Annotated in this window: 22 protein-coding genes; 8 read left to right on the top strand and 14 right to left on the bottom strand. The window is 44.4% G+C overall.

The window, feature by feature from the left end:
- Nucleotides 1-73 precede the first annotated feature (73 nt).
- Together OA57_RS03300 and OA57_RS03295 are read left to right on the top strand one after the other, a co-directional pair.
- On the top strand, nt 74-2,740 hold the full coding sequence (locus tag OA57_RS03300) for a TRAP transporter permease (protein ID WP_034613382.1): 2,667 nt from the start codon (nt 74-76) through the stop codon (nt 2,738-2,740).
- Nucleotides 2,733-3,158 carry a universal stress protein gene (locus OA57_RS03295; RefSeq protein WP_034613379.1) on the top strand — a complete coding sequence of 142 codons (426 nt, stop codon included), beginning with the start codon at nt 2,733-2,735 and terminating at the stop codon, nt 3,156-3,158. The genes OA57_RS03300 and OA57_RS03295 overlap by 8 nt, the downstream gene beginning before the upstream one ends.
- A 72-nt stretch (nt 3,159-3,230) precedes the next feature.
- On the opposite strand, the gene OA57_RS03290 is transcribed toward OA57_RS03295, so the two are convergent.
- From OA57_RS03290 to OA57_RS03280, 3 genes are all read right to left on the bottom strand, one after another.
- A complete protein-coding gene (locus OA57_RS03290) occupies nt 3,231-3,701 on the bottom strand; it encodes a Dps family protein (RefSeq protein WP_034613378.1) in 471 nt (156 codons plus the stop codon).
- A 224-nt stretch (nt 3,702-3,925) separates the two neighbouring features.
- Entirely contained in the window at nt 3,926-4,888 is a 963-nt protein-coding gene (gene uspE / locus OA57_RS03285) for a universal stress protein UspE (RefSeq protein WP_052122349.1), read from the bottom strand.
- A 98-nt stretch (nt 4,889-4,986) separates the two neighbouring features.
- The gene (locus tag OA57_RS03280) at nt 4,987-5,745 is read right to left on the bottom strand and encodes an FNR family transcription factor (protein ID WP_034613375.1); all 759 of its coding nucleotides are present in this window, start codon (nt 5,743-5,745) and stop codon (nt 4,987-4,989) included.
- 95 nt (nt 5,746-5,840) lie between these two features.
- Between OA57_RS03280 and OA57_RS12760 the strand changes: the two genes are divergently transcribed.
- Nucleotides 5,841-6,038: a hypothetical protein gene (locus OA57_RS12760; RefSeq protein ID WP_034613373.1), complete on the top strand. Its 198-nt coding sequence runs from the start codon at nt 5,841-5,843 to the stop codon at nt 6,036-6,038.
- 18 nt (nt 6,039-6,056) lie between these two features.
- Here OA57_RS12760 and ftnA (OA57_RS03270) read toward each other — a convergent pair whose 3' ends face one another.
- The 3 genes from ftnA (OA57_RS03270) to folE all read right to left on the bottom strand — a co-directional run bounded on the left by ftnA (OA57_RS03270) (nt 6,057) and on the right by folE (nt 8,463).
- Nucleotides 6,057-6,572 carry a non-heme ferritin gene (gene ftnA / locus OA57_RS03270; RefSeq protein WP_034613371.1) on the bottom strand — a complete coding sequence of 172 codons (516 nt, stop codon included), beginning with the start codon at nt 6,570-6,572 and terminating at the stop codon, nt 6,057-6,059.
- A gap of 11 nt (nt 6,573-6,583) precedes the next feature.
- Nucleotides 6,584-7,072, bottom strand: coding sequence for a non-heme ferritin (gene ftnA, locus OA57_RS03265; RefSeq protein ID WP_034613370.1), 489 nt, complete (start codon nt 7,070-7,072; stop codon nt 6,584-6,586).
- 734 nt (nt 7,073-7,806) lie between these two features.
- Nucleotides 7,807-8,463 (bottom strand): GTP cyclohydrolase I FolE, encoded by a 657-nt coding sequence (folE, locus tag OA57_RS03260; RefSeq protein WP_034613364.1) that lies wholly within the window; start codon nt 8,461-8,463, stop codon nt 7,807-7,809.
- Nucleotides 8,464-8,579: 116 nt separating this feature from the next.
- On the opposite strand from folE, the gene moeA reads away from it, so the two are divergent.
- Both moeA and moeB read left to right on the top strand, forming a co-directional pair.
- Nucleotides 8,580-9,812: a molybdopterin molybdotransferase MoeA gene (gene moeA / locus OA57_RS03255; protein WP_034613354.1), complete on the top strand. Its 1,233-nt coding sequence runs from the start codon at nt 8,580-8,582 to the stop codon at nt 9,810-9,812.
- A 14-nt stretch (nt 9,813-9,826) separates the two neighbouring features.
- Complete coding sequence (gene moeB / locus OA57_RS03250) at nt 9,827-10,549, top strand: molybdopterin-synthase adenylyltransferase MoeB (protein WP_034613348.1); 723 nt, start codon at nt 9,827-9,829, stop codon at nt 10,547-10,549.
- Between the two features lie 8 nt (nt 10,550-10,557).
- Here moeB and OA57_RS03245 read toward each other — a convergent pair whose 3' ends face one another.
- From OA57_RS03245 to OA57_RS03230, 4 genes are all read right to left on the bottom strand, one after another.
- Nucleotides 10,558-11,070 (bottom strand): M23 family metallopeptidase, encoded by a 513-nt coding sequence (locus OA57_RS03245; protein ID WP_084589857.1) that lies wholly within the window; start codon nt 11,068-11,070, stop codon nt 10,558-10,560.
- 69 nt (nt 11,071-11,139) lie between these two features.
- Entirely contained in the window at nt 11,140-11,724 is a 585-nt protein-coding gene (locus OA57_RS03240) for a UbiX family flavin prenyltransferase (RefSeq protein WP_034613344.1), read from the bottom strand.
- A complete protein-coding gene (gene purF / locus OA57_RS03235) occupies nt 11,724-13,238 on the bottom strand; it encodes an amidophosphoribosyltransferase (RefSeq protein WP_034613341.1) in 1,515 nt (504 codons plus the stop codon). The genes OA57_RS03240 and purF overlap by 1 nt, the downstream gene beginning before the upstream one ends.
- 27 nt (nt 13,239-13,265) lie before the next feature.
- Nucleotides 13,266-13,751 (bottom strand): CvpA family protein, encoded by a 486-nt coding sequence (locus OA57_RS03230; protein WP_034613339.1) that lies wholly within the window; start codon nt 13,749-13,751, stop codon nt 13,266-13,268.
- 229 nt (nt 13,752-13,980) lie between these two features.
- Between OA57_RS03230 and OA57_RS03225 the strand changes: the two genes are divergently transcribed.
- Nucleotides 13,981-14,430, top strand: coding sequence for a flavin reductase (locus OA57_RS03225; protein ID WP_052122348.1), 450 nt, complete (start codon nt 13,981-13,983; stop codon nt 14,428-14,430).
- Between the two features lie 9 nt (nt 14,431-14,439).
- Here OA57_RS03225 and yfbV read toward each other — a convergent pair whose 3' ends face one another.
- On the bottom strand, nt 14,440-14,880 hold the full coding sequence (gene yfbV, locus OA57_RS03220; protein ID WP_034613334.1) for a terminus macrodomain insulation protein YfbV: 441 nt from the start codon (nt 14,878-14,880) through the stop codon (nt 14,440-14,442).
- Nucleotides 14,881-15,046: 166 nt separating this feature from the next.
- Here yfbV and OA57_RS03215 point away from each other — a divergent pair, with 166 nt between their 5' ends.
- Together OA57_RS03215 and pta are read left to right on the top strand one after the other, a co-directional pair.
- Nucleotides 15,047-16,249, top strand: a complete 1,203-nt coding sequence (locus tag OA57_RS03215) for an acetate kinase (RefSeq protein ID WP_034613333.1) — start codon at nt 15,047-15,049, stop codon at nt 16,247-16,249.
- A 63-nt stretch (nt 16,250-16,312) separates the two neighbouring features.
- On the top strand, nt 16,313-18,448 hold the full coding sequence (gene pta, locus OA57_RS03210; RefSeq protein WP_034613330.1) for a phosphate acetyltransferase: 2,136 nt from the start codon (nt 16,313-16,315) through the stop codon (nt 18,446-18,448).
- Nucleotides 18,449-18,543: 95 nt separating this feature from the next.
- On the opposite strand, the gene OA57_RS03205 is transcribed toward pta, so the two are convergent.
- Genes OA57_RS03205 through uxuA form a run of 3 tightly spaced genes read right to left on the bottom strand, consistent with a single transcriptional unit; the run spans nt 18,544 to nt 21,909 of the window.
- Entirely contained in the window at nt 18,544-19,224 is a 681-nt protein-coding gene (locus OA57_RS03205; protein WP_034613327.1) for a GntR family transcriptional regulator, read from the bottom strand.
- A 7-nt stretch (nt 19,225-19,231) separates the two neighbouring features.
- Nucleotides 19,232-20,836, bottom strand: a complete 1,605-nt coding sequence (locus OA57_RS03200) for a mannitol dehydrogenase family protein (RefSeq protein WP_034613325.1) — start codon at nt 20,834-20,836, stop codon at nt 19,232-19,234.
- A complete protein-coding gene (gene uxuA / locus OA57_RS03195; protein ID WP_034613322.1) occupies nt 20,836-21,909 on the bottom strand; it encodes a mannonate dehydratase in 1,074 nt (357 codons plus the stop codon). Before uxuA ends, OA57_RS03200 begins: the two co-directional genes overlap by 1 nt.
- Nucleotides 21,910-21,912: the final 3 nt, after the last annotated feature.

Genomic DNA, 21,912 nt, shown 5'->3' with positions numbered 1-21,912 from the left:
TTTAATATCATGAAATAAAGGCAGGGATTAATCCCTGCCTTTGCAGTTTGGAATTTTAATAGGGAAAAGGACGATGTTAGAGACAAAAAATAAAACCTTTGACCAGGATGATTTGCAGGACATGGTGGCGGCGAACGACTCCGGTGGTCGCAATCCCTATGGTTTTACTAAAAAATTAATTTTCGGGGTCGCAATTCTTTGGTCATTATTTCAAATTTATTATGCTTCCCCCTTGCCTTTTGTTTTTCAGGAAGCATTGCGGACAATCGGTTTAGGATCGATTAATGTTGTGTTTGACGATACCAAAGCCCGTTCAATTCATCTGGCATTTGCCTTGTTTTTGGCATACCTTTCATATCCGGCATTTAAATCCTCGCCGATTCACCGTGTGCCGGTGCAAGACTGGATTTTTGCTGTGGTTGCAGTCTTTTGCGCTTCATATTATCTGTTTTTCTACGATAGCCTAATTACCCGTTTCGGTGCGCCGAACACGCAAGACATTGTTGTCGGTATTATCGGGATTCTATTGCTGCTGGAAGCGACTCGACGCAGTTTAGGCTTGCCGCTGGTGATTATTGCAACGGTATTTTTGCTGTATAACTATTTCGGACAATATTTTCCGTCCGACTGGATTATCAGCCACCGTACCGGCAGCCTGTCACATATTATCAACCAACAATGGATTACGACCGAAGGTGTTTTCGGGGTGGCGTTAGGGGTTTCCACCAAATATGTCTTCCTGTTTGTTTTGTTCGGCGCATTGCTGGATAAAGCCGGTGCAGGGAACTATTTCATTAAAACCGCATTTGCCTATTTGGGGCATTTCCGCGGCGGGCCGGCGAAAGCGGCGGTGGTGGCTTCCGGCTTGACCGGCTTGATTTCCGGCTCATCGATTGCCAATGTCGTCACAACCGGCACCTTTACCATACCGATGATGAAACGGGTTGGTTTTTCAGCGGAAAAAGCCGGTGCGGTAGAGGTAGCATCTTCGGTTAACGGGCAAATTATGCCGCCGGTAATGGGGGCTGCCGCATTTTTGATGATCGAATATGTCAATATGCCGTATAACCAATTGATCACTCATGCCTTTTTGCCTGCGGTTATTTCCTATATTGCGCTGGTTTATATCGTGCATTTGGAGGCCTGCAAAATGAATCTGCAAGGCCTTGAACGGGCGGATGCGGCAAAACCTTGGGTTATCAGCCTGTTGCGGGCATTGGGTAGTTTTATTACGATCTGTGTGCTGTATTTTGCCATTGAATACGGATTGTCATGGATAAAACAAGTTTCGCCTGAGCATTCGTTGGCAATTGTCGCCGTCATTGTTTCCGCCGTTTATCTGTTTTTATTGAAACGGGTTTCCCGATTTAAAGATTTGGAGATTGATGATCCGAATTCACCGGTCGTCAAACTGCCGTCGGTTAAACCGACTGTCAATGCCGGGCTGCATTTCCTGTTGCCGGTGGTGATTTTAATCTGGTGTTTGATGATTGAACGAATGTCGCCGGGGCTTTCCGCCTTCTGGGGCAGCATCGCATTGTGTTTTATTTTATTGACACAACGCCCAATCCTGCATTTTTATCGTAAACAGGGCGAAATCTGGCGAGCAACCAAACAAGGCTTCAATGACTTGGTTACCGGTCTGGAGAGTGGCGCCCGTAATATGATCGGTATCGGTATCGCAACATCAACCGCCGGGATTATTGTCGGTGTCGTTGCGCTGACCGGTTTCGGCGTACAGCTGTCGAGTATTATCGAATTCTTATCGATGGGTAATATTTTGCTGATGTTGATTCTGGTTGCCATGTTTAGCTTAATTCTAGGTATGGGGCTGCCGACAACCGCAAACTATATTGTGGTTTCCTCGTTAATGGCTGCGGTTATCGTTGAAGTCGGCCGCCAAAACGGACTGATTGTACCTTTAGTTGCAGTGCATTTATTCGTGTTTTATTTCGGCATTATGGCGGACGTTACGCCGCCGGTCGGATTGGCATCGTTTGCAGCGGCGGCGGTTTCCGGCGGTAAACCGATTCAAACCGGGCTAATTGCTTTTGCCTACAGCCTGCGTACCGCACTTTTACCGTTCCTGTTTATTTTCAATACCGATTTGTTGTTAATTGATATCGGATTGCTGAAAGGGATTATTGTCTTTATTATCTCCACTATTGCGATATTGGCCTTTACTGCCGCCAGTATGCGCTATTTCTTCCATCACAATAGATGGTGGGAAACGGTTTTGCTGTTGCTGATTTCCTTTATGCTGTTCCGTCCGGGCTTTTTCATGGAGTATATCTCGCCGACGGAACGCTATATCAAACCGGTACATATGGTTGAAGAAATCGCTAACGCACCGGTAGGGGAGCGGCTGACAATGAAAGTTGCCGGAATCAACCAATACGGGACACCGATTGAGTTCTTTGCACAGTTGAAGGTACCGCAAGGAAACAGTGGGCAAGAGCGGGTTCAGAATTTGGGCTTAACCTTACTGAACGCCGGGGAAAAAATCGAAGTGGACGGAGAGATGATCGATAAAATCATTATTGATGATGCCCAAATGGATTCTGAAGCGTCAAAAGCGGGGTTAAACTGGGATCAGACCATTTTATACGTTGCGTTACCGCGTCACAATACATTGCCGAAAGAGCTGATGTTTATCCCGGCTTTGGCGCTATTGGCCGGGTTGGCGTTTATTCAAAGACGACGTAAATTGTTATCGGAACGGAGTAATTCCTATGTTTAAAAATATCCTGATTGTTATTGATCTCGGTTATATTCCGCAAGCTAAAAAATTAGCGGAAACCGCACTTGAGATGACTAAAAACAACCCGGACACGATTTATCGTGTTGCGGGCATCGTTTCGGCACCGAGCAACAGTATTGTTTCTTCGTTTCTGCCGACTAATTTTGACAAAGAAGTTTTAGCGGAAGCCAATAAAAAGCTGCATGAATTTACCCGTGATGTATTTCCGGCAGAAAGCAAAGTACAGCATATCGTTGCTTACGGCACTATCTACGAAGAAGTCAATCGGGTCGCCGATGAAAAAAATGTCGATTTGATCATTATGATGGCGTCTAAAGATGATAATAAAGAAGGGTTGAGTTCCAATACGGTGAAAGTGGCGCGTTATAGTCGCAAGCCGATTCTGATTCTGCGCTAACTCGGTGTCAATAACGAATAAAACGGTATGTTTAACAACATACCGTTTTTTCCAGCTCGATAAGCAAAAAAATTATCTGGCCGAAGTGGCGTTCAACATCCAAATCAGCTTTTCTTGCTCTTTGATATAATCACTCATCTGTGATGCGGTTCCTTCATCATCGGCATCTGCTGCCAGCGATAAGATTTCACGCTGTAAAATCAACAATGATTTGAAGCCGTCCATTGTACCTTGTAATGTTTCTTGGTCGGTCACTGCATTGATATGGGATTGAATGCCTGAAATCGCCAAATAATCGGTGAAAGAGTGTAGCGGTCTTTGCCCCAAGGTGAGAATGCGTTCCGCAATTTCGTCTACCTTAATTACCAGATCATTATAAATTTCTTCAAATTTTGCGTGCAATTCAAAGAAGTTAGGACCGGTAATATTCCAATGATAACCGCGCACATTCATGTAAAAAACCTGATAGTTTGCCAGCAGAACGTTTAATTTTTCCGCCAACTTTACTGACTTTCCCTGATCTAATCCAATATTGGTTGTCATTTTATTGCTCCTTAATATCCATGTTTAACTTACGTGAATCAGTATATAAAAAAAGCAGATTCGGTTCAAATGACTAAATTATATGGTTTTAATAGGTAAAACCTAACAAATTCAATTAAATTGATAATAATTATCAATCAATAATATGCAAGAAAGGCAAAGTGCGGTTTTATAGGACAAATAAAAAGCTTCCGTAAAGGAAGCTTTTTACACGACGGATTCAATCAATCCTGACTCTCATTCATCTGTTCTAATTCATAAGGATCCGGTTTAATTGCCAAAACATCGCAATTCAAACGGCCGATAACATGTTCCGCGGTATTGCCTAAAAATGCCGCCGACAATCCGGTTCGTCCGATTGTTCCTAAAATCACCAGTTCGGCTTTAATTTTTTCCGCAACTTGCGGAATCACTTCTTCCGGTAAACCTTCTTCAACATGCGTATGCTCTTCATTAATCGAAAAATGCTGACGAAGTGCCTTCATATTGATTAAATGCTGCCCGCGAATACTGTCGGTATAAGCATTCGGGTTAAATTCCGGCAAATCAATTGCCATATTGACCGGCGTGGTCGGGTAGGCGCTAACCAAATGAATGCGGCCTGCGGCAAGCACATTTGCCAAATCCAGACTGGCATTCACCAGTTTTTTATTCAGAATATCGTGATAATCTTCATCGTCAGCAACATTTACCGCCACCAGAATTCGACCTTCAGGCTGCCATTCATGCTCTTTTACCATTAAGACCGGACAAGGGCACTTACGCAACAGCTGCCAATCGGTCGGCGTAAAAATCAAGGCATCCAGCCCTTCCGCCGGTTTGGCTTCCTTCACGACCAAATCGTGTTTTCCGGCGTCGACCTGCTCAATAATCGCTTCATAATCCCGACTTTTCCAGACGACTGAAGTGCCGATATCAATTCCGGAATCTGCCGGAACCGTTTGTCGAATCAGCTCTTCCAGCCATTCTTTTTTCTGTTCGATAATGCCGCTATGCATACTTTCCCGCTCTTCCGAGGACAGCATGGCGCTCATTTCAAATGAAAAATCGTATAACGAGAGGAAAAGAGTCAGCTTAGCGGGCGTATCCGCTTTTTTGAGTTGTTTGGCTAAGTGTAATGCCCGTAAAAGGCTAGGCTGGGTATCCAGCATAGGGTCGATAACAACCAGGATATTATTGAAACGCATGATATAACCTCCAAATTCATAATGGGAGAACACTATAAATATAGAGGATATTTTGTGAAACAACAACCGTCTTCGGTAATTTTTTGATTATAAAGGTATTATAAATTAGTTTTACATTTTGTCGCGTCAGCCAATGTACGCAATTTTTCCGGATCCGTGATGGTAATGAATTTGCCTTGCACCGACAGAATACCGTTCTTTTTGAAACGACCCAACAAACGGCTGATGGTTTCGACCGTCAGCCCCAGATAGTTGGCAATGTCGCCGCGTGTCATGGTTAAACCGAACTCTTTGGACGAGAAACCGCGTGCAGAGTAGCGTTGCGACAAATTATTGATAAATGCCGCCAACCGCTCTTCGGCATTCATTTTAGACAGCAGCAGAATCATTGCTTGATCGCTTTTGATTTCGCTACTCATTAAGCGCATGATTTGTTGTCTTAATTTCGGCATTTTCCCGGCCAGATCATCTAAAATGTCAAACGGAATTTCACAGACCATCGCGGTTTCTAAGGCTTGTGCAAAACTCGGGTGGCGCATATCGGTGATGGCATCAAATCCGACTAAATCGCCCGGAAGATGGAAAGAGGTGATTTGTTCTTCGCCGGTTTCGCTAATCGTGTAGGTTTTAATTGTGCCGGAACGAATCGCATACAATGAGCGCAACGGATCACCGGCTTTAAACATAATTTGGGATTTTTGAATTGGTTTTTTTCGCTCAATAATATTATCCAGTTGATCCAATTCCTGATTATTCAATGTGAACGGAATACATAACGTACTGATACTGCATTCTTGGCAATGAATCGCACAGCCGCCGGATTGGATTCGTACAGCAGAAATACTGGTTGAGGTCATTTTTATACACCCTTTAAGAAAAAAATTGATCTACCTCAATAATTCTAGCATTATTTACATTATATAAGAAGTATTAAAATTTATCGGGTACGCAAATGGCCGCAGAAAAACTGACCAAAAAACGCTTAATTCAACTCTTGATCGCAATGCTAATTCTTATCAGTGCATTTCTATACCGCACTTGCCATTATCAAACACCACAAGCGGTGCGTGATAGTCATACGGCGCAAAATGAGAAGCAGAGCAGTCGGAGTTTTATTAAGGAAAAGCCCGTTATTGAATGCGGGCTTTAGATCTTTTATTGTGCTGTGTTAATTGCCTGAGTCAACGGTGGTTTCAGCGGCAGATGTCGCCAAATCGGCATCAATGTGATACAGACCACGGCCATCGGTGCCGACCAGATTAAATTTGTCCAAAATACCACTGAACAATTTTTCTTCTTCATGCTGTTCGGCGACATACCATTGCAAAAAGTTGAAAGAAGAGAAGTCTTTTTCTTGGAATGTGATCTCGACCAATTCATTGATTTTTGATGTGACCAGTTTTTCGTGCTGATAGGTTAATTCAAAAATTGCTTTCAGCGATTCAAAATCCGATTGCGGTGCGTCGATTTTTCCGATAACTGCCAATGCGCCGGTTTCCGTCAGATAGGTGAACAAACGGCGCATATGTTGCATTTCTTCATCGGCATGGGCCAATAAAAATTGTGCAGCGCCCGGAAAGCCCTTTTTCTCACACCAGGCACTCATTTGCAAATAGAGATTGGAAGAAAAAAATTCTAAATTGAGTTGTTCATTCAGTGCGGCAATAATTTTTTTCGATAACATGGTGAGTCTCCTTATTGTAAGGTTGCCAATTCTTTGTCAATAAAATAGAGCGATAAACCGGAGTCGCCCAGTAAATTAAATTTATCTAAAATGCCGTTAAACAACTTTTCTTCTTCGTGCTGCTCGGCAACATACCATTGTAAAAAATTAAAACTGGATTGATCACCGCACTCGAAAGTGACTTCAACCAGTTTATTGATTTTTTTGGTAATCAGCTTTTCATGTTCCAGCGTCAGCTCAAATACTTCTTTCAATGAAGCAAATTCGGCTTTCGGCGCATCCAGCTCGCCCAGTACCGGCATAATCCCGGTATCATTCAAATATTGAAACAGTTTTTGCATATGCTGCATCTCTTCGTCTGCGTGTCTCAGCAGGAACTGTGCAGCGCCTTCAAATCCTTTTTGCGAACACCATGCACTCATTTGCAGATATAAATTAGAAGAGTAGAACTCAAGGTTAATTTGTTCATTTAGCTTATTGATGACTTTTTTGTCTAACATAGCTACATCCTTTTCAAAAAGTGAGTGATTGTTGGATAAAACGATTAAAACAGCACTATTTAATAGTAATTATCTTGCATATAATACCCCCAATTTTCGCCAAATAAAAGCGAAAAACACAAAAAACAAAATGTAACTCATTAATAAATAAAACAATCATAACCGTTATCATTTGTAGAAAATAAATAAAAATAACCGCTGTGTTACAGCCGCCAGAATAAATCACACATATTCATCAACTATCTTTATCTTCAAAAACGTCCTAAATTGCAAAATGATAACGGCACATTCCTAATAAAAATAACATCAACAAGAAACAACGTCACAAAACAGAGCAGTCATTGATGTGACATAAAAGTGACTTACTTATCTTCATAATTTAACATAATATACATTATGCGAAATTGGTTATCCGGTTAGTGACTGCTACGATATAAGTAAATCACAGACTTATGCACAGTCTAAAAGGCAGCACCATTCTATGGAAAATGCTGTTTTCCATGCATTGTCACACGGTAATTGAGATGGTTATCCTCATCTAAAAAATAATTGTTATGCTTGAGTAAAGCAAAAAATAAAAATGGGCGGTTTGTTTAGGCAAATCAAATTAAGCAAATAAGTAAATAGTATTTTTATTAAAGAGATGGAAAAACGGAAGGATAAATCGGATGGTTTTCAGACATAAAAAAATCCACAATCTATTATTGTGGATTTTTTTATGGGTAACCTTATTTTTATTTGCTGATCAGGCTTAAAAATTCTTTTCGGGTTTCTCGGTCTTCAAGGAAGACCCCACCGAATGCCGATGTGACCGTATAACTGTTAGTATCTTTAATGCCGCGACATTTCACGCAAAAATGGGTCGCTTTGACATAAACCGCAACATCGCTGGTTTGCAAAATGGTTTGAAGTGCGGTCAGCACCTGTTCGGTCAAACGTTCCTGCACTTGCGGACGCTGCGCCAAAAATGCAACTACCCTATTAATTTTTGACAGCCCGATCACCCATTCTTTCGGATAATAGGCAACGGACACCTTGCCGTCAATCGTGACAAAATGGTGCTCGCAGGTGCTGGTCAGCGTTATATCATTGACCAACACCATTTCACTCACTTTCATTCGATTTCGGATATTGGTGATTTTCGGGAAGTTGGCATAATCCATGCCGGTAAAAATTTCATCGAGGTACATTTTCGCCATTCGTATCGGCGTTTCTTCAATGCTGTCGTCCGTTAAATCCAGACCAATAAGCTGTAAAACTTCCCGCATATGTTTTTCAATTTGTTTGCGGCGATGTTCCAAGCTTAAACCGACACTTTTCATCGGGGTTTCAATGCCTTTAGCAATCAAGGCATCACGTACTTTGGCGGCTTCAACAGAAATGTTACTCATTTATTACTCCGGTAAAAATTAAGTTAGCCATTCTAGCAAAAAAACTGATAAAAATTAATTAAATTATTGCGCTGAATTACGTTAAAATGGCGTACTATTTTTATAAGGACGGCATCATGAATAAATTATTGACCCTTTCGCAAGCACTGACTGAGATCGTTACCGCACTTCCCTCTCCTGATGAAACGAAAACCGAAATTATCCCTTTAGATCAAGCACAAAATCGAATTTGTGCCGATGATATTTTGTCGCCGATCAATGTTCCGGGATTCGATAATTCGGCAATGGACGGCTATGCGGTTCGTCTTGCGGATCTGCAAGGCAATAATGCATTGGCGATTGCCGGAAAAAGTTTTGCCGGCTCTCCGTTTCTTGGCGAATGGAAGGCGCAAAGTGCGGTCAGAATCATGACCGGCGCCATGATTCCGGACGGTTGTGAAGCGGTGGTTATGCAGGAACAGGCTGAAATTGATGCTGACGGCAACGTACGGTTCAACCTGCCGATCAAGGCGGGACAGCATATCCGCCGTATCGGGGAAGATGTCGGTATAGGCGAAACCGTCTTAAAACGAGGTGCTAAACTGACCGCACTTTCGCTGCCTTTGCTGGCGTCTTTAGGGATTGAAAAAGTGCGGGTATTCAAGCGGTTAAAAGTTGCGTTGATTTCGACCGGTGATGAACTGGTTGCGGTCGGTCAAGCATTAAAAGCCGGGCAAATTTATGATACCAACCGCTTTGCCGTTAAGCTGATGTTACAAAAATGGCATTGTGACATTTTAGATTACGGTATTCTGCCCGATGATCAAACTATATTCGAGCAAAAATTCATGCAGGCGCAACAAGAAGCCGATCTGGTCATCACCAGCGGCGGCGTTTCTGTCGGAGAAGCTGATTTTACCAAAAACGTATTGGAAAAACTGGGACGAATTAATTTCTGGAAATTGGCAATCAAACCGGGCAAGCCCTTTGCATTCGGCAAACTCGAGCACGCTTGGTTTTGCGGTTTGCCGGGCAACCCGGTTTCCGCCTTGGTGACGTTTTATCAATTGGTTCAGCCGGTGATTGCCAAATTAAGCGGCTATTGCGAATGGAAAAAACCGATTCAATTACAAGCGATTGCGACAACTGCACTAAAAAAATCCCCTGGTCGTTTGGATTTCCAACGTGGATTTTATTCGGTAACCCCAGGCGGCAAAATCGAAGTGCGGTCGGTCGGCTTCCAAGGTTCGCATATGTTCAGTTCGTTTGTCGCCAGCAATTGCTTCATTGTGCTGGAACAAGCGCGTGACAATGTCACAATTGGGGAAACGGTGACGATTGAGCCGTTTGATACTTCCGTTTTACATTAAACGGGAAACGTATTATGACCGAATTAAGTTATCAGGAAGAATTGCGCTATAACCGCCAGATTATCTTAAAAGCGGTTGATTTTGATGGTCAGGAGAAGCTGAAAGCCAGCAAAATGCTGATTGTCGGTTTAGGCGGTTTGGGCTGTGCGGCGGCACAATATTTGGCAACGGCCGGTGTCGGACATTTAACGTTACTCGATTTTGATACGGTATCGCTTTCCAATTTGCAACGGCAGGTGCTGCACGACGACAGCCGTCTGGATATGCCTAAAGTGCGGTCTGCACAGCGGTCATTGCAGAAATTGAATCCGCATATTTCGCTTGAAACGATTGATAGAAAATTGACTGAAACGGAATTAAGTGACCTTGTCACAAAGTTTGATGTCGTATTGGATTGTACCGATAATGTCGAGATTCGAAATCAGCTTGACGATAGCTGCGCACAAGGCGGAATTCCGCTGGTTTCAGGTGCGGCGATTCGTATGGAGGGTCAGGTTTCCGTATTTACTTATCAACCGCACACCCCCACTTACCGCACGTTAAGCCGACTTTTTGGCGAAAATACCCTTAGTTGCGTCGAGGCGGGCGTGCTTGCACCGATAGTCGGCATCGTCGGTTCGATTCAGGCGTTGGAAGCCATCAAAGTGCGGTTAGATATCGGGAAAACCTTATGCGGACGTCTGCTGCTGATTGACGGGCTGAATATGAGCATACGGGAAATCAAGTTGCCAAGTTAACGTAACCGTCAATCTTGTTTGATTAAAGGATATGGATTGACGGCGCCGCCGACAGTGTAAATGCCGTAATGTAAATGGGGCGGTGTTCCCTTGGCATTACCGCTATCCCCGACATAACCGATCACCGTACCGGCTTCAACCCAGTCGAATATGCGGATATCCGCATAGCCGTCCAAATGCGCATAGTAGTGCCGAACCCTGCCCGGCCCGATAATGCTGACAACATTCCCGCCGAGCCGATTTTGCCCGATTCGGACCACGAGTCCTTTGGTTGTACTCCGTATCGGTGTGCCGCGTTTGGCGAAAATATCAACGCCTTCATGTTTTCTGCCTTGGCTGCGTGCTGCGCCCCACGTGTCGCTGAAACGTTGCCCGGGTAAGGGATTAGGCAGACTTTGTACGGTCGGTGCCGGTTCCCAAGTCAGTTTTAACGCCCACCAATAAGGTTGCCAATACGCTTTTAATGAGACGGCGACAGCGGAAAGCAACAGTAGGAAAAAACATTTTTTGATACAGCCCATGCGTTCACCTCTTCGTTAAAAGCGAATGCTAAAAATTGGCAAGCAATCAATACATCATGATTGCTGCGGCTAGACCGCACTTTGTTCACTCCCCCAACGTTGAAACAAGTCTTGTTGCAGCTCAATACCGAACTGATCCAACAAGCGGTTGACGCTTTGATTAATTAAGTCGTCCAGATTTTTCGGGTTGTGATAAAACGCCGGCATTAACGGCGTGATTTGGGCGCCGATTTCGGCGGCTTGCGTCATCAAGCGCAAATGCCCCAAATGCAATGGCGTTTCTCTCACACATAAATGCAGCGGTTTGCGCTCTTTCAGGCAAACGTCGGCGGCACGGCCGATTAAATCCTCGCTATAACAATTGGCGATAGCCGACAACGTCTTAATCGAACAAGGAACGACCGCCATGCCCAACGTGCGGTATGAGCCGGAAGAGATCGCCGCACCGATATCCCGAATATCGTGATTGACCGTCGCTAACGACCGCACTTGCGGCAAGGTGAAATTCGTTTCCTGCGCAATGGTTTGACGGGCGGCATTACTGATAATCAGATGACTTTCAATATCCGTCTGCTGCAAAACCTGTAATAAACGAATGCCGTAAACAGCGCCGGAGGCGCCGCTGATTGCCACAATTAAACGAGATTTCCGCATTATCTTTCGTTGTGCATTTCCAGATTGGTCGCATCTTTTGCCTGTGCTTGCTTGGCTTGATCATTGCGGGCAAAGGCGACATGGTTCAAATAATCTTCCGAGACATCGCCGGTGATATATTCTCCGGTGAAGACCGATGCATCAAAGTGTTTGATAGCCGGATTCTCTTGCTGTACCGATTCGGTCAAGTCCTTTAAGTCCTGAAAAATCAAGCGATCCACCCCGATTAAGCGGGCAATTTGCTCAACCGTGCGGTCATAGGCGATTAATTCGTTTGCAGTCGGCATATCAATGCCGTATACGTTCGGATAGCGGATTTCCGGCGCCGCAGAGGCAAAATAGACTTTTCTGGCGCCGGCATGACGTGCCATTTCGACAATTTGCTCCGACGTCGTGCCGCGGACGATCGAATCGTCCACCAGCAACACATTTTTGTCTTTAAATTCGGAAGAGATGGTATTCAATTTGCGGCGCACCGAATTTTTGCGCTGCTCCTGCCCCGGCATGATAAATGTCCGTCCGACATAACGGTTTTTCACATACCCCTGACGATAGGGCACGCCTAATTCATGGGCAATCCGCAGCGCAATATCATTTGAGGTTTCGGGAATGGGAATTACGACATCAATGTCTAAATCCCGCCATTCACGGGCGATTTTTTTGCCTAAACGCTCCCCCATGTGGACTCGCGCGGCGTAAACCGATACGCCGTCAAGATAAGAATCCGGGCGGGCAAAATAGACATATTCGAAGATGCAAGGACACAAATCCGGGCTTTCGGCACACTGCTCGGAATAGAAATTGCCGTTGAAATCGACGTAAATCGCTTCCCCCGGTTTGACATCACGCACAAATTCAAAACCGATGGCGTCTAACGCCACACTCTCAGAGGCAAATGCATATTCGATAAAACCATTTTCCAATCGGCGTTTGCCCAACACTAACGGGCGAATACCGTACGGATCACGAAAAGCAATCATGCCGAAGCCGATAATCATCGCCACACAAGCGTAGGCGCCGCGAATATCTTCATGGGTTTTTTTGATTGCAGTAAAAATATCGTTTGCGGTCAGGTGAATCTCTTGTGCCTGATCGAGATGGTAGGCCAGAATATTCAGCAGGGCTTCGGAATCGGAATTGGTATTGACATGGCGGCGGGCGAGGGTGAAAAGTTTTTGTTTAAGTTCGTCTGAGTTGGTCAGGTTGCCGTTATGTACCAATGTCAGCCCGTAGGGGGAATTGACATAAAACGGCTGAGCCTCGGAAACGCTCGAGCTGCCTGCCGTCGGGTAACGTACATGGCCTATGCCCGAATTTCCCTGCAAACGCATCATGTGGATTTGCTGGAAAATATCACTGACCAAACCGTTTGCCTTGCGCAGACGAAAACGGTTTTCATCGTCAATCGTGACAATGCCTGCGGCATCCTGCCCTCGATGTTGCAGTACGCTCAAGCCGTCATAAATTGCCTGATTGACCGGCGTTTGCCCAATCATTCCAATGATTCCACACATCTTGTTTCGTCCTTAATTTGATTACGGTTAAAATGTTGATGTCAAAAAAGAAGAATTTTGCTGTAACTGTTGGAAAAACCATTCTACCACAAAACCAAAGTGCGGTATCAGCTTTGAACTTTTCCACATCTCCGATTGATCAAGATTGGTAAAGGTATCGACACAAAACAGCAACGCCGCAACAATCAATACACCGCGCAATACCCCGAAACAAGCGCCCAATACCCTGTCGGTTCCGGTTAAGCCGGTTTTGTCGACCAATTGTCCGATAATATAATTGATAATTGCGCCGACAATCAGGCTACAGATAAACAAAATCGCAACGGCAACGCCGATCCGGATATTTTGCGAATCGATTTGCGTCAACATGCCGGCAAGATAAGGATAAAAACGGCTGGCGACAATAAAGGCAAGCACCCAACTGGCAAGCGACATCACCTCTCTGACAAAACCGCGCAGTAAGCTGACAATCAGGGAGAAAACGATAATACCGATAATGATGTAATCTATCATGTAAAAACTCTAGGAAAACGGGATATTCGCCATAAGACGGTTAAGAGCCGACATTGTACAAAAAAAGCCTGCCTTTGCGTAGTAAAATTTTTGAACAGGGCTACAACCGCACTTTTTCGGTGCGCCTATACTCGAAGCCGACAGGATTCTCTGTTATAATTCCGAAACATTTATTTAACGTTTAATACGGACTATTTTCTTGATCGAACAACACCATTTTCGGGAGGCCATGTCACATTTGGCCTCTGCCGTCAGTATTCTGACCAGTGGCGGGCCTGCCGGTACCATCGGACTGACCGTCTCTTCGGTGACATCGGTCACCGATTCTCCCGCTACCCTGCTGGTTTGCATCAATCAAAGCAGCGAAGTGCATGATATTATTCGACAAAACGGAAAAGTTACCGTGAATATTCTGAAGCCGGAACACCAGAATCTGGCACTGCATTTCGCCGCCATGGGCGACAGCAGTATGCGTGAGCGCTTGTCTTGGGATGTATGGCAGGAGGGTGAAAACGGCATACCGCACTTGTGCAACGCATTGGTTAATTTACAGGGAAGAATTATCGCTGAAAATCAAATCGGTACACACAGCGTATTCTTTATTGAAATCGATCGTGTTCAAATCCGCCCCGGAGAGGCACTGCTCTATTTCAACCGCACTTTTAAACCGTTGGCATGATTGGTCAGGCTACAGTTCATCCCAAAAATCCGCCGATAAATGCGTATCGGCTTTTTTCAGAAGCTTGGCCAAATCCATAAAATTCGGGGTCTCTGCCGGCTGAAACGGCAGATCCTGTTTTTGCAGCTGTACCCCGATTTTTTGATAGGCCCGCTGTGAAACGGGCGGTAAAATGCGCTGTGAACGTTTACCCAGCCACCACAAGCCCTGCAACGGAAAACTCAAGGCAAAAAGTGCGGTCAGCACCGCAGCCGCCAACGCCATTTGATTGCCCGGCAATGCCATTTGTTGCCACACAATCGCCAATACCGCTACTGCCGGCATGACGCGTTGTGCGAAGCGCACACTGCGCATCACCCGATTTTCAGGGAATATCATGCCCAGTTTAGGCTTTTTCGGCCAAGTTTCCAGATAGATTTGCCCCTGCTTGAACGTTGTCAAAAAATGCATTTTTCCCCTGCTGAAGGTCGTTAATCGGTATAAAAATCAAGTTTTGCCCGGATTTCTCTCGAATTGCAATTTATTTTATTCTATCAAAAGTGTATCCTATATCGGATAATTTTCTGCGCATCTCATGCGTCCTTTCTTAAATCAACATGAAATAGGTTAAAATATTATGTCACAAAAATTAATCCTGGTTCTGAATTGCGGTAGTTCTTCCCTCAAATTCGCTATTTTGGATCCGCAATCCGGTGATGAAAAATTATCCGGCTTGGCTGAAGCCTTTCATTTGGAAGATGCCCGCATCAAGTGGAAAATCAACGGCGAAAAAGGCAATGCGGATTTAGGTGCCGGCGCAGCGCACAGTGAAGCACTGGATTTTATCGTTAACAAAATTTTACCGCAAGGCGAGGGATTAAAAGAAAGTATTGTTGCGATCGGTCACCGTATCGTACACGGCGGCGAAAGATTCACGCAGTCGGTATTGATTAACGACGATGTCATCGACGGTATCCGTGACGCCGTACAATTTGCACCGTTGCACAACCCTGCGCACTTGATCGGCATTGAAGAAGCTTTCAAGGCATTTCCTGAATTAAAAGCGAAAAACGTTGCCGTATTTGATACCGCCTTCCACCAAACCATGCCGGAAGAAGCTTATTTATATGCCCTGCCGTATGCACTGTACAGAGAACACGGTGTGCGCCGCTATGGTGCGCACGGCACCAGCCATTTCTATGTTAGCCGTGAGGTCGCCAAAGAATTGAACATTGCCGAAGATAAAGTCAATGTGATTACCTGTCATTTGGGCAACGGCGGTTCTGTGGCGGCGATTCGTCACGGCGAATGTATCGATACCTCGATGGGCTTGACACCGCTTGAAGGGTTGGTGATGGGAACCCGTTCCGGCGATATCGATCCGGCAATCATTTTCTATATGTATAATAATTTGGGTATGAAAATGGAAGAGATCGAAAATACGCTGACCAAAAAATCCGGTTTGTTAGGCCTGACCGAAGTCACCAGTGATTGCCGTTATGCCGAAGACAACTACGATGTCAAAGCGGATGCGAAAAGAGCGATTGATGTGTACAGCTATCGTTTGGCCAAATATATCGGTTCTTACATGGCGGTTATCGGCGAACGTCTGGACGCTATCGTGTTTACCGGCGGTATCGGCGAAAACTCCGCCCATATCCGTGAACTGACTTTAGCACACCTGAAACTGTTCGGTTATGAACTGGATCAGGAACGCAATCTGGCGGCCCGCTTCGGCAAATCAGGTAAAATCACCGGCGATAATTCGCCGTTGGCGTTGGTTATCCCGACCAATGAAGAATTGGTGATTGCACAAGATACGGCACGTCTGGCTGTATAATCAGAATTCCTACTGCCGACTTTGTCGGCAGTTTTTTTGTTATCAAATCCAAAAGGCTTAATTATGTCTCGTACCATTATTTTAATTCCTGTCAGCGCCGGGGTCGGACTGACCAGTGTCAGCCTCGGGCTGGTACATGCGCTGGAACAAAAAGGCGCGAAAATTGCATTTATGAAACCGATTTCGCAACCGAGTACCGGCGAAGATAAAATCGATCGCACAACGTCAATTCTACGCAGCAGCACGGCATTGGACACCGGCGAACCGATTATGCTGAGTGAAGCGGAATCGTTGATCGGTCAAAACCAATCGGATATTCTTTTGGAAAAAATCGTTGCCCAGCACCAACAATTGAGCGCTAAAAATGAGTTGGTCATTGTTGAGGGGCTGATTCCGACCAGTAAAAGCACCTATGCCTCCGGGGTAAACTATGAAATTGCACAGGCATTAGATGCGGAAATCGTTCTGGTCGCTGCACCGGGCACGGATTCGCCAAGCCAACTGATTGAACGTTTGGAAGCGGTCGCCAGTGATTTCGGCGGACGCCATAATCCGAATCTGGTCGGTGTCGTGGTCAATAAATTTAATGCTCCGGTTGATCAAAGTGGCCGTACCCGCCCCGACTTGAGCGAAATTTTTGATTCGTTCCAAGAAAATGAAAGTTCAATCAACGAAGTACGCCATTTGTTCTCAAAAAGTCCGCTGACCTTGATTGCCAGCATTCCATGGAATGCCGAGTTGATCGCCACTCGAGCGATTGATATTGCCAAACATCTAAGTGCACAGATTATTTACGAAGGCGAAATCAAAACCCGTCGTATTCACGGCATTACATTCTGTGCCCGCAACCTGCCGAACATGGTGGAACATTTTCGTGCAGGCAGTTTACTGGTGACTTCCGCAGACCGTCCCGATGTTTTGGTTGCCGCTTGTCTGGCGGCGATGAACGGGGTGAAAATCGGCGCGCTGGTTTTGACCGGCGGTTATAAAATTGATACTCAAATCAGCAAACTCTGCCAACGTGCCTTTGAAACAGGCTTACCGGTAGTGCGTGTGGAAGGCAATACTTGGCAAACGTCTCTGAATCTGCAAAGTTTTAATTTGGAAGTGCCGCCGGATGATGCGGAACGTATCGAAACCATCAAGCAGTTCACCAGCGAACAATATAATGCGCAATTTATCGACAGTCTGGTCGGCTCTTCTTCCCGTTTACGCCGCCTATCGCCGCCGGCATTCCGTTATCAACTGACCGAACTGGCACGTAGTGCGAAAAAACGTATCGTATTGCCTGAAGGCGACGAACCGCGTACCGTAAAAGCCGCAACAATCTGTGCCGAACGCGGCATCGCCGAATGTATTTTGCTCGCCAATCCGGAAGAAGTCTCACGTGTTGCCGAATCTCAAGGGGTTCAACTGGGCAAAGGCATTACTATTATCGATCCGAAAATGGTACGCCAAAATTATGTCGCTCGTTTGGTTGAATTACGTAAAAATAAAGGCATGACTGAGGTGGTTGCCGAAGAACAATTGCAAGACAATGTCGTGTTGGGAACCATGATGTTGGAAAGCGGTGAAGTCGACGGGCTGGTTTCCGGTGCGGTTCATACCACGGCCAATACTATTCGCCCGCCGATGCAGATTATTAAAACGGCACCGGGCAACTCGATTGTTTCATCTATCTTCTTTATGTTATTGCCGGATCAGGTTTTGGTGTACGGTGACTGTGCCGTCAATCCGGATCCGACGGCGGAACAATTGGCCGAAATTGCCATTCAATCCGCCGATTCCGCCAAAGCATTCGGTATCGCCCCGAAAGTAGCGATGATCTCCTACTCTACCGGCTCTTCCGGTCAGGGTTCCGATGTGGATAAAGTGCGTGAAGCTACTCGCTTGGCGAAAGAAAAACGCCCGGATTTGATCATCGACGGCCCGTTACAATATGATGCCGCCGTGATGGAAGATGTCGCCCGTTCCAAAGCGCCGGACTCCCCGGTTGCCGGAAAAGCCACCGTATTTATCTTCCCGGATTTGAACACGGGTAACACCACTTATAAAGCGGTACAACGTTCTGCGGATTTAGTCTCCATCGGGCCGATGTTGCAAGGTATGCGCAAACCGGTCAATGACTTGTCGCGCGGCGCCTTGGTTGACGATATTGTCTATACCATTGCGTTAACTGCCATTCAGGCTACACAATAATGCAAGCCGACCGCACTTTTGTCATGAAAGTGCGGTTTTTAACATGCTGCTATTCAGCGATAAGTTAGCATTTTCATTTCATCATTGCGGTTAATTTAGTGACTGCTTTGATTAAAATAGTGGCTATATTCCTTTTCAAATCGATCTTTATCCAAAACATATTGATACAGATGCTGATCAATCAATTCTTTGACTAACGTTTTATCTTGATTTTTAATCGCATTGAGAATATTTTGGTGATCTTCAAGGGTTTTTAATGTCGGTTTATTTTTAAAGACAAAAATTCGAGCTCGGTCAAAATGAATATTCAGCCCTCGCATTAAGACGTAAATGTTATTTTTATCCGTAATCGTAAAGAATAAATGATGAAATTCATTATCTAATTCAATGAATTTCTCATAATTCTCATTATTAAGATAGAACGCTTGTAATTTTAAATTGTCTTCCAATAAATAAAGATATTTTTGATAACGTTCTTCGCATAACAGAACAGCCACTTCTTTTTCTAAAGTCAAACGTAAAAAACGGGCTTCTTCAATTAATAAGGGATCAATAAAAGAAATAAACGTCCCTTTTTGTGAAATGACCTTTACCGCTCCGCTTTTTTCCAAATCAATTAACGCTTCTCTGATAGGGGTTCTGCTTAACCCCAACAGGGCGGCAAGCTCGGTTTCACTCACCTTATGCCCCGGGGGCAACTCCATATTCACGATCATTTCCCGAATAATACGGTATGCAAACTCTCGTGAACTTTCGCGTGATTTCTGTTCTGCCATATAATTCTCAATAGATATATTTTTGCAAAGTTGCTCTTACGGCACCTTTACCCAGCAACATTTCGTTTAAATATTGCGTGACTTTTTCCGCTAAGCCGATTTCATACAAATCAATCCCAAAAATATTTTTATCAGATAAAATCGGTCTCAGTGTTTCGGCGGAGACGGACTGACCTAATTTAGCACAAGATATATGATTTTTTAACTGATTTAACAAGGGATCAGGACTGTTTTCAAACGTATTGCCCTGATCATCAATCGCAATTAAATAGCGTAGCCAACCGGCAAATACCAATGGAATCGCCGTTAACGATTGAATATCTTTATTATCACGCAGATAAGCCTTTAGTGTTTCGCCAAAACGAATAGACAATTTTTGTGATGTATCACTGGCAATACGCTGTGGCGTATCCGGAATAAAATCATTCGATAACCGGATATTGATCACTTCATCGATAAATTGTTTCGGATTAATTATTTTCGGATCAATCACGACCGGCAAGCCTTCCTGATAACCAATTCGTTTGGCTAATGCCGATAAATCCGGATCTCGCATTTCGGCAAAGATAGTGCTGAATCCCAGTAAGCAGCCGAAAACGGCAAGTCCCGTATGAATCGGGTTGAGACAAGTGGTGACTTTCATCGTTTCTATTTTGTCGACGGTATCCCGATCAGTAAAAATCACACCAACTTTTTCTAATGCCGGTCTGCCATTTGGAAAATTATCTTCAATGGCTAAATATTCCAGCTCTTCGGCATTAACAAATGGTGCAACATAAGTATTTTTCGATGTAATCATCGGCGCTAAATTTGGAATACCGTCCGATTGCAGCAATTGTTGTATTTCCGTATCCGGTCGTGGTGTGATTTTGTCAATCATAGACCACGGAAAGCTGATTTTATCCGAACTTAAATAATCAATAAATGCCGCTGGAACAACGCCGGCCTGCCGCCATTGATCGGCAAATTCTAAAATGACTTTTTCCAATTTCGAGCCGTTTTTAGACATATTATCCATACTGACCACCGCCAACGGCTGTGCCCCATTGCGGAAACGGGCAAAAAGTAACGCGACAATTTTACCAATATAACTTTGCGGATGATCAGAGCCGTTTTGCAAATCGAATTTAACAGCTTGAAAATACTCACCATCTTGATTTTTAATTACATAGCCCTTTTCCGTAATGGTCAGCGAAACCATTTGTAATGACGGTGCGGTAAAAACGGTATTTAAACGGGCAAAATCATCCGTGAAAGAGGGATCCATTCTTAGGGATTCGCTAATACTCCCAATCACTATCTTATTTACCGAATGATCATTTTTCAGTCGCACAAAAATCGATAAATTGTCAAAAGGGCGGTAAGCTTTTTCAATGATTTCATAATCAAACCCGTCCGCCACAATAATCCCCCTGTCAGCAGCGCCTTGATTCAGCAATCGTTGTTGTAAATTGGCTAAAAATGCACGAAAAATATTCCCTGCACCAAGATGCAGCCAAATCGGATTTTGCTGCGTGTTTTTGGCGATATCGCTGACATTATATTCGGGTAAAATATAACCTTTATGTCTCCAATCCGCTTGATTGGCTAATCCGTTATAGGATAATTGCATTACTTTTCTCCTTTGATTTTGTCGCACATATCCCACAAGCCCTGAATGTACATAATGCCTAATGCGCGATCGTACAAACCGTAGCCCGGACGGCATTTTTCTTGCCAAATATGGCGGCCGTGATCAGGACGGTAATAACCGTTAAATCCGACTTCATGATAAGCCTTAACGATTTCAGCAAGATCGAGCGAACCATCCGAACTTCGATGTGATGTTTCCAAAAAATCGCCGTTTTCGAATACTTTAATATTACGAATATGGGCAAACGGGATACGTTTATGGAAAGTGCGAATCATATTCGGAATATCATTATTTAAATTAGGCCCTAATGCTCCGCTGCACAGCGTAATGCCGTTGGCCTCACTGTCCACCAAGTTTATAATTTTTTGCAAATCATCATGGCATTTCACAATACGCGGTAAACCAAATACCGAGAACGGCGGGTCGTCTGGGTGAATAGCCATTTTTATGCCGACGTCTTCGGCGACAGGGATAATTTGCTGTAAGAAATACTTCAAATTTTCTCTGAGCTTGTCTTCGGTTATGCCTTGATATAAATCAAATAATTTATCCAAATGCCGCAATCGTTCAGGCTCCCACCCCGGCAATGTCAACTCTTGCGCGTTTTTTTCAAATTCTTTTACCAATACTTTAGGATCCATGCCTTCAATACGTGCATTTTCATAGAAAAGTGCGGTTGAACCGTCGTCGGCTTCTTTAAATAAATCGGTTCGAATCCAGTCAAACACCGGCATAAAATTATAACAGACGACTTTTACACCATATTTTCCTAAATTCTTCAGTGTTGTTTTATAGTTTTCAATATATTGCTCACGTTCGTCCGTTCCAAGTTTAATGGATTCATGGACATTAACACTTTCGACCACATCGATAGTCAAGCCATAAGGTTCGGTTTGAGACTTAACCTCGGCAATACGTTCCTCCGGCCATACTTCGCCTGCGGCGATATCATGCAGCGCCCATACGACACCGCTCATACTCGGAATTTGTTTAATATAACTTAAGGGAATAGTGTCATTACCCAATCCATACCATCTGAATGTTGTTTTCATTGT

It is taken from the genome of Chelonobacter oris (assembly GCF_000772535.1).
Lineage (GTDB): Bacteria > Pseudomonadota > Gammaproteobacteria > Enterobacterales > Pasteurellaceae > Chelonobacter > Chelonobacter oris.
This window is presented reverse-complemented; position numbering and strand designations above follow the sequence as displayed.